Source organism: Streptomyces sp. NPDC016562, from assembly GCF_043076955.1.
Classification (GTDB): domain Bacteria; phylum Actinomycetota; class Actinomycetes; order Streptomycetales; family Streptomycetaceae; genus Streptomyces.
In genome coordinates this window covers 313,416-329,505 of the sequence record NZ_JBIBRZ010000006.1, presented here as the reverse complement: position 1 = coordinate 329,505, position 16,090 = coordinate 313,416, and the positions used below count along the sequence as shown (strand labels likewise).

Annotated in this window: 15 protein-coding genes; 10 read left to right on the top strand and 5 right to left on the bottom strand. The window is 72.2% G+C overall.

The window, feature by feature from the left end; all coding sequences use genetic code 11:
- Positions 1–99 precede the first annotated feature (99 nt).
- Positions 100–1,320 carry a hypothetical protein gene (locus ACF059_RS25090; protein ID WP_392061010.1) on the top strand — a complete coding sequence of 407 codons (1,221 nt, stop codon included), beginning with the start codon at positions 100–102 and terminating at the stop codon, positions 1,318–1,320.
- A 32-nt stretch (positions 1,321–1,352) separates the two neighbouring features.
- Here the strand turns inward: ACF059_RS25090 and ACF059_RS25085 are convergent, their stop codons facing one another.
- Complete coding sequence (locus tag ACF059_RS25085; protein WP_392061007.1) at positions 1,353–2,639, bottom strand: ABC transporter substrate-binding protein; 1,287 nt, start codon at positions 2,637–2,639, stop codon at positions 1,353–1,355.
- Between the two features lie 243 nt (positions 2,640–2,882).
- Here ACF059_RS25085 and ACF059_RS25080 point away from each other — a divergent pair, with 243 nt between their 5' ends.
- A complete protein-coding gene (locus ACF059_RS25080; RefSeq protein ID WP_360898623.1) occupies positions 2,883–3,329 on the top strand; it encodes a hypothetical protein in 447 nt (148 codons plus the stop codon).
- A 14-nt stretch (positions 3,330–3,343) separates the two neighbouring features.
- Positions 3,344–4,255: a formyltetrahydrofolate deformylase gene (gene purU / locus ACF059_RS25075; RefSeq protein WP_392061004.1), complete on the top strand. Its 912-nt coding sequence runs from the start codon at positions 3,344–3,346 to the stop codon at positions 4,253–4,255.
- Positions 4,256–4,483: 228 nt separating this feature from the next.
- Here the strand turns inward: purU and ACF059_RS25070 are convergent, their stop codons facing one another.
- The gene (locus ACF059_RS25070; RefSeq protein WP_392061002.1) at positions 4,484–5,002 is read right to left on the bottom strand and encodes an EF-hand domain-containing protein; all 519 of its coding nucleotides are present in this window, start codon (positions 5,000–5,002) and stop codon (positions 4,484–4,486) included.
- A gap of 309 nt (positions 5,003–5,311) precedes the next feature.
- Between ACF059_RS25070 and ACF059_RS25065 the strand changes: the two genes are divergently transcribed.
- Both ACF059_RS25065 and ACF059_RS25060 read left to right on the top strand, forming a co-directional pair.
- Positions 5,312–5,893, top strand: coding sequence for a sigma-70 family RNA polymerase sigma factor (locus ACF059_RS25065; RefSeq protein WP_361953691.1), 582 nt, complete (start codon positions 5,312–5,314; stop codon positions 5,891–5,893).
- Entirely contained in the window at positions 5,890–7,239 is a 1,350-nt protein-coding gene (locus tag ACF059_RS25060) for a maleylpyruvate isomerase N-terminal domain-containing protein (RefSeq protein ID WP_392060998.1), read from the top strand. The genes ACF059_RS25065 and ACF059_RS25060 overlap by 4 nt, the downstream gene beginning before the upstream one ends.
- Before the next feature lie 411 nt (positions 7,240–7,650).
- Here ACF059_RS25060 and ACF059_RS25055 read toward each other — a convergent pair whose 3' ends face one another.
- Positions 7,651–9,246 carry a class I adenylate-forming enzyme family protein gene (locus tag ACF059_RS25055; RefSeq protein WP_392060994.1) on the bottom strand — a complete coding sequence of 532 codons (1,596 nt, stop codon included), beginning with the start codon at positions 9,244–9,246 and terminating at the stop codon, positions 7,651–7,653.
- 125 nt (positions 9,247–9,371) lie between these two features.
- Between ACF059_RS25055 and ACF059_RS25050 the strand changes: the two genes are divergently transcribed.
- The 4 genes from ACF059_RS25050 (at position 9,372) to ACF059_RS25035 (ending at position 13,504) form a co-directional block, all read left to right on the top strand.
- Positions 9,372–10,613 (top strand): amidohydrolase family protein, encoded by a 1,242-nt coding sequence (locus ACF059_RS25050; RefSeq protein ID WP_361946904.1) that lies wholly within the window; start codon positions 9,372–9,374, stop codon positions 10,611–10,613.
- On the top strand, positions 10,604–11,758 hold the full coding sequence (locus tag ACF059_RS25045; RefSeq protein ID WP_392060991.1) for an acyl-CoA dehydrogenase: 1,155 nt from the start codon (positions 10,604–10,606) through the stop codon (positions 11,756–11,758). Before ACF059_RS25050 ends, ACF059_RS25045 begins: the two co-directional genes overlap by 10 nt.
- 5 nt (positions 11,759–11,763) lie before the next feature.
- Positions 11,764–12,681 carry an acyl-CoA dehydrogenase family protein gene (locus ACF059_RS25040; protein WP_392060988.1) on the top strand — a complete coding sequence of 306 codons (918 nt, stop codon included), beginning with the start codon at positions 11,764–11,766 and terminating at the stop codon, positions 12,679–12,681.
- 358 nt (positions 12,682–13,039) lie between these two features.
- Positions 13,040–13,504: an ATP-binding protein gene (locus tag ACF059_RS25035; RefSeq protein WP_392060985.1), complete on the top strand. Its 465-nt coding sequence runs from the start codon at positions 13,040–13,042 to the stop codon at positions 13,502–13,504.
- 180 nt (positions 13,505–13,684) lie between these two features.
- On the opposite strand, the gene ACF059_RS25030 is transcribed toward ACF059_RS25035, so the two are convergent.
- The gene (locus ACF059_RS25030; RefSeq protein WP_392060983.1) at positions 13,685–14,389 is read right to left on the bottom strand and encodes a hypothetical protein; all 705 of its coding nucleotides are present in this window, start codon (positions 14,387–14,389) and stop codon (positions 13,685–13,687) included.
- A gap of 200 nt (positions 14,390–14,589) precedes the next feature.
- Here ACF059_RS25030 and ACF059_RS25025 point away from each other — a divergent pair, with 200 nt between their 5' ends.
- On the top strand, positions 14,590–15,015 hold the full coding sequence (locus ACF059_RS25025) for a VOC family protein (protein WP_392060980.1): 426 nt from the start codon (positions 14,590–14,592) through the stop codon (positions 15,013–15,015).
- 41 nt (positions 15,016–15,056) lie between these two features.
- On the opposite strand, the gene ACF059_RS25020 is transcribed toward ACF059_RS25025, so the two are convergent.
- The gene (locus ACF059_RS25020) at positions 15,057–15,983 is read right to left on the bottom strand and encodes a cyclase family protein (protein ID WP_366865720.1); all 927 of its coding nucleotides are present in this window, start codon (positions 15,981–15,983) and stop codon (positions 15,057–15,059) included.
- Positions 15,984–16,090 lie beyond the last annotated feature (107 nt).

The window sequence follows — 16,090 nt, the reverse complement described above, 5'->3', positions numbered from 1 at the left end:
TCGTTGTGGCGGGCTGGAGTGGCTGACGGGGGTGGGGGGTGACCGGGTAGCGTGATCCGGACGGTTCCATACGTTCGGGCTAACGCAGAAGGAGTCCCGGTGTCGCAGAGCGGACGAGGGGGTGCGCCCCAGCCGGGTGCCCCGTGGGGTCCGGACCCGGCGTCCGGGCAGCAGGCGTACCCGGAGCAGCCGCAGCCACCGCAGCCCGGCCGGCCCGCGTACGGGTATCCGCAGGAGGTGCCCGGGCACGTGGTGGGGCCGGGGTACGAGGGGCCGGGGGATCCGCACGGCTACGGCTACCCGCCCCTGCCCGAGGCCGTCACCCAGTACATACCGCCCGTACCCGCCGGCCCCGCCGGCCCCGCCGCTCCTCACGACGAGGCCGCGACTCAGTTCATACCGCCCGTCCCGGCCGGCCCCGCCGCCCCGCACGAGGAGGCGGCCACGCAGTTCATCGCGCCCGTCCCGTCCGTGCCCGAGGACTTCGACGGGCTGTTCCGCAGCGACGACGCCGCCGGGCACACGCAGCACCTGCCGCCCGTCCAGGAGCCCGTGCTGCGCCAGCCGCCGCCGCGGCCCTACCCGCCGCGCGCGCAGGGCCCCGTACCGCCCCGGCACCAGCAGCCGCAGCCGCAGCCGTACCCGCAGCAGCAGTACGCCCCGCCCCCGCCGGTCGAGGCCGAGGCGGGGCGCCGGCTCTCGCCCGGGATCATCGCCGCGGTCGTCATCGGCCTGGCCGTCGTCGGGCTCGGCGTCGGCTCGCTGCTCAGTGACAACGAGCCGCAGAACAACGACCCCGGCGCGGTGCCCGCCGCACCGACCGCGAGCGGCGCCTCCGCGCAGCCCGGCGGGGAGGCCCCCGTCGACCCGGGCCGCCCGCAGGCGGTCCAGCTGGACAAGCTGCTCGCGGACAGCAACGACAGCCGGGCCACGGTGATCAAGGCCGTGGAGGACATCAAGAGCTGCGCCAACCTCGACCAGGCGGCCTCCGACCTGCGCGGCGCGGCCCGCCAGCGCGAGGAACTCGTCACCCGGCTCAAGGAGTTGAAGCTGGACAAGCTCCCGGACCACGCGAAGCTGTCGGCGGCCCTCACCAAGGCCTGGCAGTCCTCCAGGGACGCCGACAACAGCTACGCCGCCTGGGCCGAGGACGTCGAAGGCGACAAGTGCAAGGACGGCAAGGCCAAGGCCACCAAGAACGCCGCCGAGGGCAACAAGTCGAGCGGGGAGGCGACGAAGGCCAAGGAGTCGGCCGCGGCCCTGTGGAACACGATCGCGACCAAGTACGGCCTCACCCAGCGCGACAAGTCACAGCTGTGAGCGGTCGGTGCCCGTGGTGACTCGCCCGTGGCTCACGCGGCCCGTGGGGCCTGTTCCAGGGTCGGGGTCATGTCCAGGGGCGCCTCGCCGGGCTGCGCCACGAGGCGGCCCGACTGGACGACCTGGAAGCTGACCCGGCCGTTGACGATGCGGGGGAAGCCGGCGACGGCGCGCATGTCCTGGTAGCGCCAGCTCAGGTCGGGGGTGAGGCCGCCGGTCTTGACGGCCTGCGACTCGTTCAGCGACCGCTTCACCGTGCGCGCGGTGACGCGCTCGCCGTCCTTGGCGCGCTTGAGGACCTCGGTCAGCACGGTGTACGCGATCCACGTGGTCTGCGTCCCGCTGTCGTCGGGGTCGACCCCGTCGTCGCCGAACGCGTACTCGGAGACGACCTGCCGCATCGGCTCCCAGAGGGGGTCGGTGGCCACCGGGTACCAGCTGGTGACGTACGCGCCCTCGAAGGAGCTCTCCTTGCCGCCCGTGCGGTCGATCAGGGACTGGCTGAGGCTGCCGAGGACCGAGGAGATCTGCGGCTTCCTGCGCTGGACGTCGGTGCGGCGGAAGGCGTCGAAGAAGGTCTCGGTGCGCTCGCCGAGGACGGCGGTCACGCAGCCCTTCTCCTTTTCCTTCTCCTTGCCGCTGCCGGTGGTGTGGGCGATGGCCTCGCGGGCCTGCGGTACGAAGTCCGCGGAGTCCTCGGCGGCCCGGATGTCGGAGGCGTCGGCCATCTTGTTGGCGCGCAGTCCGGCGTTGAGCAGCACCGGGAGCGTGTCGCCCGCGAGGGTGTCGGGGCGGACCAGGGCGACCTGGTCGCAGGCGCGGCTGAGCTGGTGGCCGGCGCCGGCGATGAGGACGGGCTGGCCGCCGTTGACCGGGTAGGACAGGGGGGACTGGAACTCCTCGGCGGAGAGGCCGTAGCCGCCGATGAAGGGGATGCCCTCGGTCTCCAGCGGGGCCATGAAGGCGCGGCCGTGCTGGCTGTAGGACCCGACGACGGCGACGGCCTTCTCGGCGACGGCCTTGCGGGCGCAGTCGGCGGCGCCGGTGGGCGTGTTCTTCTCGTTGCAGGTCAGGACGCGCAGCCGGTGGCCGTTGATGCCGCCCTTGGCGTTGGCCCAGCGCTCGTAGGCCTTGGCCATGCCGATCATTCCCGGCATGTTGGTCGCTTTGGTGCCTTCCGGGGCGAAGGTCATGACGGTGATGGTCCCCCCGGAGCCCCCCGAGCCTCCGGGGAGCACCCCGCACCCGGCGACGAGACAGGCACCCATCGCCGTGGCCACGAAGGTGCGGGAGAGGGATGAGCGTCGCGAGTTGGTCATGTCCATGCACCATTCCGCTTCAGCGGTAACGGTCGAGTGAGATGGACACAACATCGGGTGACGCGCCGGTGAATTACGGGGGTGATCTCCTGGTGGTGCTCGGGGGCGCCGCCCCGGTCGATCGCGGGGCGCAGCCGTCCCCAGCCGCCTCAAGATCGCGCTGAACAGGAACGTACGATCGAAAGCGTGACATTCGCCCAAGGTTCGAAGAACTCTTCCCGACGCGGTGGCCGCTCCTCCACCATGGGCGGCATGCCCCTCAACGACATGCCCTGGTGGCGCTGGCGCTGCAACGTGCGCTCGGCGCTGCACATGCTTTCCGATCCGGCGTTCCACGAGGACACCTGGCTGGCCGGCGACGAGGGGTACGGGGACGTCACCGACGCCGTGTACCGGCTCGTCGAGGACACCTGGCTCGACAGCTGGTCCGCCGAGAAGTACGTCGGCACGATCTTCCGCGACTCGCAGGAGGCGGCCCTGGTCGACCTCGCCGTGCTGCGGGTGCTGCGGATCATGCACCAGGTCGGCCCCGACGCCCCCGTCTCCGCCTACCTGGAGCACCACGCGTGGCCCGAGGCGGTGCGCGCCGCGCGCGAGGCGCACGTACGGCTGGCGGAAGCGGACGGGGACGACCCGGATGTCCGGCCCACCTCGCTGGACGTTCTGAGGATCCTCACCCGCGCGGTGTGAAAGGCTGTGCGGTCATGAGCGACGCGCATTCCCCGGCCCCGGCCCAGCAGCCACAGTCCGAGCCTCAGTCCGAGCCTCAGGCCCAGTACGTCCTGACCGTGTCCTGCCCCGACAAGCAGGGCATCGTGCACGCCGTGTCGAGCTACCTCTTCATGACCGGCTGCAACATCGTGGACAGCCAGCAGTTCGGAGACCGGGAGACCGGGCTCTTCTTCATGCGGGTGCACTTCGAGGCCGAGTCCGCCGTGACGCTGGAGAAGCTGCGCGCCAGCTTCGCCGCGATCGGCGACTCCTTCCGGATGGACTGGCAGATCCACCGCTCCGACGAGCGCATGCGGATCATCCTGATGGTGTCCAAGTTCGGGCACTGCCTCAACGACCTGCTGTTCCGCGCGCGGATCGGGGCCCTGCCCGTCGAGATCGTGGCCGTGGTCTCCAACCACACCGACTTCGCGGAACTGGTCGGCTCCTACGACATCCCGTTCGTGCACATCCCCGTGACGAAGGACACGAAGGCGGCGGCGGAGGCCCAGCTGCTGGAGCTCGTGCGCGCCGAGAACGTCGAGCTGGTGGTGCTGGCCCGGTACATGCAGGTGCTGTCCGAGAACCTGTGCAAGGAGCTGAGCGGGCGGATCATCAACATCCACCACTCGTTCCTGCCGAGCTTCAAGGGCGCGAAGCCGTACCACCAGGCGCATGCGCGCGGGGTGAAGCTGATCGGCGCGACCGCCCACTACGTGACGGCGAACCTCGACGAGGGGCCGATCATCGAGCAGGAGGTCGAGCGGGTGGGCCACGAGGTCACCCCCGACCAGCTGGTGGCCATCGGGCGCGACGTGGAGTGCCAGGCGCTGGCGCGGGCGGTGAAGTGGCACAGCGAGCACCGCGTGCTGCTGAACGGGGCGCGGACGGTGGTGTTCGCGTAGGTCCGGGCACGCGGACGGGTGTGCCCTCGGTAGGTCCTGGGCGGCTTCCGTTAGGCCCTGGGCGGGCCCTCGGTAGGGCCTGGGCGGGCTCCCGGTAGGACCTGGCCCGGGCTCCCGGTAGGGCCTGGCCCGGGCTCGGTCGTGCGTGGCCGGCGCCCGCGGGGTCCGGGAAGATCCCGCGGGCCGGCCGACGGCGGCGGCCGGCGGCCGGCGGTCGGCCCGCGGCCGTCAGGCGTCGGGGGCCTCGACGCCGCAGTACGCCGCGAACGCCTTCAGGATGTCGTCCTCCGCGAGGCGGCCGTCGCCGTCGGGGTCCAGGCCCGCGGCCACCTGGGTGGCCAGCTCGGGCGCGGTGCCCAGGACGCGCAGGACGCGGGCGGCCGCCGTCGGGGTGGCGCCGGCGCCGTCCTCGTCCGCCACCGCGATCACGGCCCGCAGGAACGGCCGCGCGATCTCCGCGAACCGGTGCGGGTTGTCCCGCAGCCGCTTCGCCGCCCCGGTGATGAACTCCTCGCGGGACACCCGCTGGTCCCCGTCGACGTCCGCGATGCCGGCCATTCCCTGCCAGAACGCCTCGGCGCCCGCGAAGACGGCCTGGCCCTTGTCCGACCGGGCAGCGGTACCGAATTCGGCCAGGACGGCCTTCGCGGCCGCGCTGAAGTCCTCCCGGTCGATATACCCGGACCCGTCCTGGTCGAAGGTGGCGAATCGGGCGGCGATCTTGCGCTCGTATTCTGCGCTGTCCATGTTCGGCGTTCCGCCTTCACGTGTGCGTGGGGTACAGATTCAAGACAAGGCAGGAGCGTAAGGCCTAGGTGGCCCGAGCGTTAAGCGAAGTGGTCAAGCAGGCGGCCGCATCGAACCCGCGCACGGGGAGCGCGGCGGGGCGCGCACACCTGTCCCCATGTGCCGTGGGCGGTACCACCGTTCACGCCCCGCCACGCCTCTATCACGCAGGGCGCTCTTCCAGGGCCAGGTTCTGCCAAAACAGGCGCGAACCGTCATGTGCCCACTACATTCGATGGGTCGACACACGGCCCACGGCTGGGGGCACTTATGGCGAAGGACGCACCACCGCGCTGGGACCGCCGCATGCAGCAGCGCCTCGCCCGCGGCGAGGCCGCCGCGCTCGGGGAGTTGTACGACCGCTTCGCCTCGCTCGTGCACAGCCTGGCGCACCGGGTGCTGGGTGACGAGAAGGCGGCGGACCGCATCACCCGTGAGGTCTTCGGCTACATCTGGGAGAACCCGGACGCCTACGACCCCAAGCAGGGCTCCATGCGCTCCTGGGTCGCCCGCATCACCCAGGGCCAGGCGGTGGCCCGGCTGCGCCAGGCCGAGCTGGGACGGGGCTCGCGCGAGGAGCTGGAGCAGAAGGTGCGCAGCGCCAATGCGGCGGCCCGCGCGGACTACATCGTGACCTCCATGCCCGCGCCGCTGCGCGCCGCGCTCGAACTGGCCTACTTCCAGCGGCGCGACTACCGGCAGGCCGCCGCCGACCTGCGCATCAGCGAGGACGAGGCGCGCCGTCGGCTGCGGCTCGGGCTCCAGTTGCTGTCGACCGCCAACGCCCTCCCGCAGGAGGACGCCGCCGCCCAGTCCGGCTACGGCCCGCGCGAATACGGAACCCCTCGATGAACGGTCCCGCCGAGTCACCCGACGACGGATACGAGCGGCCGCGCGGCGCGCCGCGCATACCGGGGCCTCGCGGCGCCGCCGACGACCTCGACCCGGGGCAGGCGCCGACGTCGCTGCCCGCGGGGGCGGACGGGACGTCGGGGCCGGGGTGGGAGGGGTTGTCCGCGGCGTGGCCGAAGGCGGTGCCCGAGCGGTTGCCGGAGCCCGAGGTGTCTTCGCCGTCCGTGTCGTCCGCTCAGGCCGTGCCGCCCTCGCACGCCGTACTGAAGTCCCTGCTCGGCGCGTGGGCGCTGGCCGCCTGCTCCGCCGAGGAGACCCAGGCGGTGGAGGACCACCTCACCGAGTGCGCGCCCTGCGCGGAGGAGGCGCTGCGGCTACGCGACGCGGTGGGGCTGCTGCACCCGGAGGAGAACCTCGACCTCAAGCCGCTGCTGCGCTCGCGCGTGCTGGAGGACTGCCTCGGCAAACGGCCCGCGCGCATCCCCGTACCGGCGTGGGCGAGTCCGTACGACACCGAGACGGCGCGGCTCGACGCGCTGCTCCAGGACTTCGGGGACTCGGAATGGCACACCCCGGTGCGGCTGAAGTGGTTCGAGGAGGAACAGCGCCGGACGCAGCGGACCACGGTGGCGGGGGTCATCGGCCATCTGCTGACGGTGGACGGGCTGATCGCCACCGCGCTGGGGCTGGACGACCCGCTGGGGCCGGACGCGCCGCGGGGCGGTCCGACCGTACGCACCGAGCACTTCTGGCACGCGGCGGCGCACCCGCCCACGCGGCAGGTCCGCGAGCCGTGGCGGGAACAGGGCCACACGCTGGTGCGCACGGTCTCCTTCGCGGGCCGGGGCGTCGCCGAGCTGACGGTGGACTACGGACACTTCGCGCTGCCGCTCGCGGACGCGTTCCTGGAGCGCGCCTTCGAGTGCTGGGTGCACGCCTGGGACATCGCGGATGCGGTGGACTACCCGTACGAGCCGCCGTCCGGCCCCCACCTGCACCGGATGATCGACCTCGCGGCGCGGCTCCTGCCCGAGGCGTTGGCGAAGCGCCGGCGCGACGGCCTGGCGGCCCCCGCGCGCGGCCTGGTCGCGGCGGGCGCGCCGGGGCGGACCCTGCACCTGGAGATCGAGGGCGCGGGTGGCGGCGGCTGGGACATCGCGCTGGACTCTCCTGCGGCCAAGCCGTCGCCGGAGCGGACGGTGGCGGAGATCGCCCTGGACGGCGTCGAGTTCTGCCAGCTGGCCGCGGGCCACATCTCCCCCGAGGATGCGGCGGCGGGCCAACACGGCGACCGCGAGGCCATCCGGGACGTGCTGTTCGCGGCGGCTTCGCTGAGTCGGATGTAGGGGGATTGGGGGCGGGGGCCCCTGGGGCGGGATCAGAGATGCGTATGGGGGTTTCCCGTCAGTCTCATCGTCTCTCCGTGTCGGGCCGGTCCCTCAAGGGCGCTCCCTTCGGTCGCGTCGCTGCGCGATGGCCTTCGGCCACCCTTGACCGACCGTCCCGCCCCGGACATACGAAGACTGACGGGAAACCCCCAAAGGAACGGGCCGGGGGTTCTGGTCCAGGGGCGGGGAGAGCAGGGATGCGCGGGGCGGTCGGGGGCGCTTCAGATCGCTACGTGCTTCTCGCGGCTTGGCGTCTGGCGGCCGTCCGGGGCTGGGCATAGGCCGCCACAGGTCGCGACGCGCTCCTCCGTGGCCGCGTCTGCGGTCTGCTGGGGATCATTGCGATCGTGGGCCGCTGAGGCTCGGGCTTCAGGCGTACCGTTCGCGGAGTTTGTACTTCAGGACCTTGCGGAGGGCTTCGTTGCGGGGGAGGGCGTCCAGGAGTTCCAGCTGTTCCGGGAGTTTGTGGGGTGCCAGGCCCTGGGTGCGGAGGTAGGTCGTCAGCTGGGGGAGGGTCAGGGGGGCCGCGCCCGGGGGTTGTTCCACGACGGCGCAGACGCGTTCGCCTCGGGTGGGGTCCGGGAGGCCGATCACGGCTACGTCGGCTACGGCCGGGAGCTGGTGGAGGAGGTCCTCGATCTCCTTCGCGGAGATGTTCTCGCCCTTGCGGATGATGACGTCCTTGCTGCGGCCCGTGAGGACCAGGTAGCCGTCGGGGGTGAGGTGGCCGAGGTCGCCGGTGATCAGGTAGCCGTCCTGGTCGAAGACCTCCGCCGACTGGTCGCGGTTCAGGTAGCCCTGGCAGACGGCCTCGCCCCGGAGGCGGACCTCGCCGTCCGTGTTCGGGGGGAGTGGGGTGCCGTCCGGGGTGGTGATGCGGATGGACATGCCCGCCGGGGGGCGGCCCTCGGTGGTGGCGAGGTTTTCGGGGGTGTCGTCCGGGGCGCCCATGGTGATCATCGGGACCTCGGTCATGCCGTAGCCGTGGGTGAGCTGGCAGCCCAGCTCGCGTACGACGGCGTGGTAGATCTCCGGCGGTTTGGGGGCGCCGCCGCCCGCCAGGAGGCGGAGCGTGGGGATGAGGGGGGTGGCGGGGGCCTTGCGTTGTTCGGTGAGGAACATCGAGTAGAAGGCCGTGGAGCCGCCGGCGACGGTGACGCCGTGGCGTCGGTAGCCGTCCAGGGCGTCGGGCATCGCGAACTTCTCGAAGAGGACGGCCGGGAAGCCGTACAGCAGGAGCATCACGGTGTAGTCGGGCCCGGCTATGTGCGCGAAGGGGAAGGCCATCGAGCCGACGTCGGAGGGGGTCAGGTGCAGGGCGTGGGCCAGGCAGGAGCCGCCCGCGATCAGGGAGCGGTCGGTGTGCAGGACGCCCTTGGGGTCGGAGGTGGTGCCGGAGGTCCAGTAGATCCACCGGACGTCGGTGCCGGAGGCGGGGGGCGGGGGCAGTACGGACGGGTCGCCGTCGGGGAGGTCGTCGTAGGCCTCGAAGGCTCCGCGTGCGGCGAGGCGGTCGGCCATGGCCCGGTAGTCGTGGCCCCGCCAGAGTCCGGGGTGGGCGAAGAACTCGGCCTTGGCCTCGCGGAGCGCGAAGCCGACCTCCCGGTCCCGGTAGAAGGGGATGACGGGGCTCTGTACGGCGCCGATGCGGGCGAGGGCCATGGAGAGCAGCACGGTCTCGATGCGGGTCGGCAGTTGCCAGGCGACGACCGTGCCGGGGCGCACGCCCATGGCGTGGAGGCCCGCGGCGACGCGTTCGGAGCGGTCGCGCAGTTCACCGAAGGTGAGCCGGCGGTCGGCGGCGGGGTCCTCGGCGGCCTCGATGAGGACGGGGGCGTGCGGGGTCAGTGCGGCCCGGCGTGCGATCAGTTCCCAGAGGGTCGCGGACCGGGCCAGTTCCGCCGCCTGTGCGGCGGTCGCCGCCTGCGCGGCGGTGGTCGTACCCGACGTCGTGCCAGGCGGCATGTCAGACCTCCCCTTAGCTGACGAATAGTCAGATCCAGCGCAGAGCGTAGAGCGCTGACGCTTGTCGGTCCAGGGGTGGCGGGGCTAGCTTGTTTCTGACGATCCATCAGAAATGGGAGACGGTCATGGAACTGGAACTGCCTCGGATCATCAGCGTCGACGATCACGTGATCGAGCCCGCCCACCTCTTCGACGTCTGGCTGCCGGCCAAATACCGCGACCGCGGGCCCAAGCCGCTCACCGCCGGCATCGGCGAGCTCGCGTACACGGGCGGCAAGTACGTGATCACCATGGACCCCGACGGCCCGCCCACCGACTGGTGGATCTACGAGGACCTGAAGTTCCCGTACAAGCGCAACATCGCCGCCGTCGGATTCGACCGCGACGACATGACGCTGGAGGGGATCACGCGGCAGGAGATGCGGCGCGGCTGCTGGGACCCCAAGGCACGCCTCGCCGACATGGACCTCAACCACGTCGAGGCCTCGCTGTGCTTCCCCACCTTCCCGCGCTTTTGCGGTCAGACCTTCGCCGAGGCGCACGACAAGGAGGTGGCCCTGGCCTGCGTGCGCGCGTACAACGACTGGATGGTCGAGGAGTGGTGCGGCGACAGCGGCGGCCGGCTGATCCCGCTCTGCATCATCCCGCTGTGGGACATCGACCTGGCGGTCGCGGAGATCCGGCGCAACGCGGCCCGGGGCGTGCGGGCGGTGACCTTCTCCGAGATCCCGACCCACCTGGGCCTGCCGTCGATCCACTCCGGCTACTGGGACCCCTTCTTCGCCGTCTGCCAGGAGACCGGGACGGTGGTCAACATGCACATCGGGTCCAGCTCCCAGATGCCCGCCGCATCCCCCGACGCGCCGCCCGCCGTGCAGGCCTCGCTCAGCTTCAACAACGCCATGGCCTCGATGATGGACTTCCTCTTCAGCGGGGTGCTCGTCAAGTTCCCGACGCTCAAACTGGCGTACAGCGAGGGTCAGATGGGCTGGATCCCGTACGCCCTGGAGCGCGCGGACGACGTCTGGGAGGAGCACCGCGCCTGGGGTGGGGTGCGCGACCTGATCCCCGAGCCGCCGTCCACGTACTACTACCGGCAGATCTTCTGCTGCTTCTTCCGCGACAAGCACGGGATCGCCTCGCTGGACGTCGTCGGGCGCGACAACGCGACCTTCGAGACCGACTACCCGCACGTGGACTCGACCTTCCCGCACACCAAGGAGGTCGCCCTCGACCACGTGAAGGACCTGGACGACGAGACGGTCTACAAGCTGATGCGGGGCAACGCCATCCGCATGCTCGGCCTCGACCTGGACAAGGACCGGGCCGACGGCCTGGACAAGGGCCGGGACGGGCAGTGGAGCTGACCTACACCGAGGAGGAGGAGGACTTCCGGGCGCGGCTGCGCGCCTGGCTCGCCAAGGAACTCCCCGCGCTGCCCGCCAAGCCGTCGCCGGACGACTGGCCGGCCCGGCGCGCGTACGACCTCGGCTGGCAGCGCAGGCTGTACGAGGCCGGCTACGCGGGCCTGCACTGGCCGGTGGACGCGGGCGGGCAGGGGGCCACCCCGACCCAGCACCTGATCTTCCTGGAGGAGACGGAGCGCGCCGGGGCCCCGTACGTCGGCGCGAACTTCGTCGGGCTGCTGCACGCCGGCCCGACCATCGCCGCCGAGGGCACGGCGCAGCAGCGGGCGCGCTGGCTGCCGCCGGTGCTGCGCGGCGAGGAGGTGTGGTGCCAGGGGTTCAGCGAGCCGGACGCGGGCTCCGACCTGGCCTCCCTGCGGACGCGGGCGGTCCGCGACGGCGACGACTACGTGGTCACCGGGTCGAAGATCTGGACCTCGCACGCGGAGGTCGCCGACTGGTGCGAGCTGCTGGTGCGCACCGACCCCGGGGCGCCGAAACACCGGGGGATCTCCTGGCTCGCGATGCCGATGGACGCGCCCGGGGTGACCGTACGGCCGCTGCGCACGCTCGCCGGGTCGACGGAGTTCGCGGAGGTGTTCCTCGACGAGGTACGGGTCCCGGTCGCCAACCGGGTCGGCGCGCAGGACGACGGCTGGCGGGTCACCATGGTCACCCTGTCCTTCGAGCGGGGCACCGCCTTCGTCGGCGAGGTCGTCGCCTGCCGCCGCACCCTGGGCGAGCTGGCCCGCGCGGCGAAGGCGAACGGGCGCTGGGACGACCCGGTCCTGCGGCGCAGGCTGGGGCGGCTCTACGGCGAGTTCGGCGCGCTGTGGCGGCTGACGCAGTGGAACGTCAGCGAGGCGCAGGCCGCCGGCGGGGTGCCGGGCATCGGCGGTTCGGTGTTCAAGCTCGCCTACTCGCACGCGCGCCAGGAGCTGTACGAGGCGGCGGCGCAGGTACTGGGCGCCGCGTCCCTGTCGCTGGAGGAGGAGTGGACGCTGGACCGGCTCTCGTCCCTCTCCTACACGATCGCGGCGGGCACCTCGCAGATCCAGCGCAACATCGTCGCCGAGCGGATCCTCGGCCTCCCGAAGGGCCGGTGAGGGGCGTGGACTTCCAGCTGACGCAGGAGCAGCGGGACCTGCGGGCGGGGGTACGGGACCTGCTGGCGGGGCGGTACGGGCGCGAGGCGTTGCGGGCGTCCACGGATGATCCGTCGGGCCGGGTCGTGGACCGGCGGCTGTGGCGGGAGCTGGGGGACGCGGGCCTCTTCGCGCTGCGTCTGCCCGAGTCCGAGGGAGGGGTGGGGCTGGGGATGCCGGAGACGGTGCTGGCCTTCGAGGAGGCCGGGCGGGTCCTGCTGCCGGGCCCGCTGGTGGCCACGCACCTGGCGGCCGGGGTGGTCCCGGGGGCGGCGCAGGGGACGGCGGTGGTGACGGCCCGGGACCTGGACGGCGGCCTGGTGACGTACTTGGGGGAGGCGGACGCGGTGCTGGCGGCCGACGGTGTGCCGGCCGGCACGCCGGTCCGCTCGGTGGACCCGCTGACGCCGCTGCACCGGGTGTCCGCGTCCGCGTCCGCGGACCCGTACCCGTGCTCGTACCGCTCGGAGGGGGCGCTGCTGACGGCGGCGCTCCAGGTCGGCAGCGCGCTGCGGACGGTGGAGCTGGCGGTGCGCTACGCGGGGGAGCGCGAGCAGTTCGGGCAGCCGATCGGGGCGTTCCAGGCGGTGAAGCACCTGTGCGCGGGGATGCTGGTGCGCGCGGAGGTGGCCCGTACGGCGGTGTACGCGGCGGCCGTGACGGGGGATCCGGGGGAGGTGGCGGCCGCGAAGCTGCTGGCGGACGAGGCCGCGGTACGGGGCGCCCGGGACTGCCTCCAGGTCCACGGCGGGATGGGCTTCACGTGGGAGGCGGACGTGCACCTGCACCTGAAGCGGGCGTGGCTGCGGGCCGAGCAGTGGCGGACGGCGGGCGAGGCGGAGGAGGCGCTGGCGGCGGAGCTGCTGCTGTCGTCGACGGAGTAGCCGGGGTAGCCGGGGTAGCCGGGGTAGCCGAGGGTCACGGGCGTGGCCGGCGAGGCTACGGGCGGGACGGCGGGGGACGCATGTCCGATTACAGAGAGTTGATATCGGTTTGTGTCCTACGCACGCCCCCGTACGGCCCGGACGCGGGGGCCTGCTCCGGTACGCTCCCACGATGCGAGCGGTTGAGCGGCGCGGGAGTCGCACAGTATGCACCACGCCTGGTCCTTCGCGCGGGAATATGCCCGAAGCGCTTGTTGTGGTGACTGTAGGTCAACCATGCTGCTCGGCAACGGGATCACGCTGGGTGATCCCACCCTGTCGCGAGGCGAAGTGTCCGCCGGTTCGGATGGTGTGAGCGGTGCAGGTGCTTCAGGTTCAGCTGGAGGTAGGAGCGGACCCCGCCGAGGTCGGCCGGGCCCGCCGGTGGGCCCGGTCCCGGCTGGCAGGGTCGGGCATAGGGGATGACGAGCCGCTCGCCGAAACGCTGATCCTGCTCATCTCCGAGCTGGTCACCAACGCGGTCGTGCACACGGGCTGTCCGGCCGTCCTGCGGATGCTCTTCGGCGGCCCGGGGGTCCGGGTGGAGGTGGCCGACGCGAGCGACCGCGCCCCGGCCCGCCGACGGGCCGCCGGCGACGACACGGGCGGGCGCGGCCTGGAACTGGTGGACGGGCTGGCGGACCGCTGGGGCTGGCAGCGCGAGGGCGCGGGCAAACGCATCTGGTGCGAGATCGACCGCGCGGCGGGACCGACGCCGGTCGCGGCCCCGGACGACCCGCCGAAAATTCACTCCTCCGTGCGGGAACCGCACGTGTACCTCTAACGAGGTGTTGACGTTCCGTCACATCTTGATCACCCTGGTGTGGAGCGATTCGACGCGAGGGGACGCCAAGGACACGCCTTGACGAGTGCGGGTCGCGGGGTGGCGGCTGCCGTGCCGCGCTCGGGGCGTGCACGCGCGCCGCCGCCACCCGCAGTTCTTCGACCGGGGCGTGCCGGGCTGTCAGCCGTCGGTGCAGATCACGTCGTACGGGCGGCCGATGGCCATGGTCAGTTGCATGGGCTCGGTGGTGCCCGAGGGGCACTCGCTCTTCTGCTTGACGAGGCCGAGCACCTTGGAGGAGCCCGAGCCGGCCGTGGCGCAGGGGACCTCCTGGGCCTGGTCGGTCACGCAGTCGCCCTGGACCAGCTGGCCGCCGCCGGCGCCCGGGTCGCCGGGGTGGTCGCCGGAGAGGTTGCGACCGCAGAGCGTGTTGGTGGGGATGCCGCCCTTCTTGCTGTTGCCGTAGGAGATGCTCACTTGGATCATCAGGTCGGTGCCGGGCGGGCACTGGATGGACCCCGGGAACATGCTGGCGTCCTTGATGTCGATGGCCTTGAAGGTGGCGCCGGAGGCGCTGCACTTCTGCGGCCGGTAGCCGTCGGGCTGGTTCTCCGGGTCCGGGCCGCCGCAGTCGCCGACCTTCCACGAGCTGGACGTGTCGGAGGAGGACTCCGGGTTACCGGGGTCGGAGGACTTCGTGGGCTTCGCGGACGCGGACGCCGACGCGGAGGCGGAGGCGGCGGGCTTGCCGTCGTCCTTGCCGAGCCAGCGGGAGGCGCCGTAGATCCCGCCGACGATCAGGGCCAGGACGACGAAGGCGACGATGCCGCCGCCCGAACGGCGCCGGGGGGCCTGGGGTGGCGTGACCTGGTACGGGTTTGCCATCGCTCCTCCTGGGGGCGGCGGTGGGGCCTGAGTGACGCGAGCTCGGCGTCGCGCGGACGGGGACGCGCCATGGACACCTCATGGTTCCCGTGACGCTGCAACTAGGACGGGAATCGGCCTAGTTGACGCCTACGATCGGTCTCGGTCGTGACCCTGTGCGCGGCCGGGGAGCAAAACCCGCTGGTGAAGGAGTGGACGGCGTGTTGCGAGGACTCACCACCGTCAGTTTCCGGGCCGCCGACCTGGACGCGGCCAAGCGCTGGTACGCCGAACTGCTCGGCATCGACCCGTACTTCGAGCGGCCGGGCTACGCCGAGTTCCGGCTGGGCGACCACCAGCACGAGCTGGGCGTGATCGACAGCCGCTACGCGCCCGGCGGCGCGCCGGCCGGTCCCGGTTCCGGCCCGGGCGGCGCGATCGTGTACTGGCACGTGGACGACGTGCAGGCGGTCTTCGCGAAGCTGCTGTCCATGGGGGCGAAGGAGTACGAGGCGCCCGTGGAGCGCGGCCCGGGCTTCGTCACGGCGTCGGTGGTCGACCCCTTCGGCAACGTGTTGGGCGTCATGTACAACGCGCATTATCTGGAGGTTCTGGACGTGGGCCGGGCGGTGGGCGGGGGCGCCTGAGCGGCGGTGCGCGCCCCGCGCCCCCCGGCCCCGCGCCCCGCTCACAGCACCGCCACCGGGGCGACCGGGGTGCCCACCGCGCCGACGAACGGTTCCGGCATGGCCGAGAGCAGGAAGGCGTACCGGCGTTCTTCTGCACAGGCTGTGGACAACTTTTCGAGGTTCCAGTTCTGGCCCTGGTGCATGCCCATCTCGACCAGGTCGAGGGCGTGGACCGGCAGCCACAGGTCGTCGATCTCCGGCGGGAAGATCTCGAAGGTCAGGGTGTCGTTCGCGACCGCCGCCACGTCGCGCGCGTGGAACCACTGCGGCGTACGGACGGACAGGCCCGGGGACGGGTAGCCGTAGGCGTGCTTGTCGCCCGCCAGGTAGACCTGTATCTGGCCGGTGCGCACCAGGACGATGTCGCCCGCGCGGACGGTGACCCCGCCGAACTCCTCGGCTTCGGCGAGGTCCTCCGGGGTCACCGCGTGGCCGCCGGGGAGCCGGTCCAGCCCCTTCGCGCGGGCCACGTCGAGGAGGACGCCCCGCGAGACGATGTGCCCGGCCTTGTCGATGCCGCTGAACTCGGCGCGGCCGTGCGCGGTGATCGTGGCCGCCGGGCGGCCGTTGTAGATGCGCCCGGAGTGCGAGACGTGCGTGAGGGCGTCCCAGTGGGTACCCGCCTGGAGGCCCATGCTCACGGCGTCGTCGCTGCACGCGACCGTGCCCGGGCCGAAGAGCTCCTGGTTGATCTGCACCATCGTGTGCAGCGGGTTGATCCGGCCGGGGATCATGCCGACCTGGACGCCGTCTTCCTTGAGGGGGAGCGCCAGCGGGATCCGGCGGCCGGTGCGGATCTGCGCCGCGGCGCCCCGTACGACCTCGTCGGTGATCAGGTTCAGGGTGCCGATCTCGTCGGCTGCGCCCCAGCGCCCCCAGTTGTTGACGCGCGCGGCGATGGCGTGGAACTCGGCGGGCAGTGACATGGGCCTCAACAGCTCCTTGCGTAGAAGCGGGGAACGGCGAAACGGGCAAACGGCGACGGGGGCTTGTGCTGGTGCGTCCGGCTCCCCAAGAATCTAACGGTCCGTCA

Excerpts from the sequence above, each read along its gene's own strand:
- ACF059_RS25070 (WP_392061002.1), bottom strand. The coding sequence starts at position 5,002 with ATGGACAGCGCAGAATACGAGCGCAAGATCGCCGCCCGATTCGCCACC.
- ACF059_RS25080 (WP_360898623.1), top strand. The coding sequence starts at position 2,883 with ATGGGCGGCATGCCCCTCAACGACATGCCCTGGTGGCGCTGGCGCTGC.
- ACF059_RS25055 (WP_392060994.1), bottom strand. The coding sequence starts at position 9,246 with ATGCCGCCTGGCACGACGTCGGGTACGACCACCGCCGCGCAGGCGGCG.
- ACF059_RS25050 (WP_361946904.1), top strand. The coding sequence starts at position 9,372 with ATGGAACTGGAACTGCCTCGGATCATCAGCGTCGACGATCACGTGATC.
- purU (WP_392061004.1), top strand. The coding sequence starts at position 3,344 with ATGAGCGACGCGCATTCCCCGGCCCCGGCCCAGCAGCCACAGTCCGAG.
- ACF059_RS25020 (WP_366865720.1), bottom strand. The coding sequence starts at position 15,983 with ATGTCACTGCCCGCCGAGTTCCACGCCATCGCCGCGCGCGTCAACAAC.
- ACF059_RS25065 (WP_361953691.1), top strand. The coding sequence starts at position 5,312 with ATGGCGAAGGACGCACCACCGCGCTGGGACCGCCGCATGCAGCAGCGC.
- ACF059_RS25030 (WP_392060983.1), bottom strand. The coding sequence starts at position 14,389 with ATGGCAAACCCGTACCAGGTCACGCCACCCCAGGCCCCCCGGCGCCGT.
- ACF059_RS25060 (WP_392060998.1), top strand. The coding sequence starts at position 5,890 with ATGAACGGTCCCGCCGAGTCACCCGACGACGGATACGAGCGGCCGCGC.
- ACF059_RS25085 (WP_392061007.1), bottom strand. The coding sequence starts at position 2,639 with ATGACCAACTCGCGACGCTCATCCCTCTCCCGCACCTTCGTGGCCACG.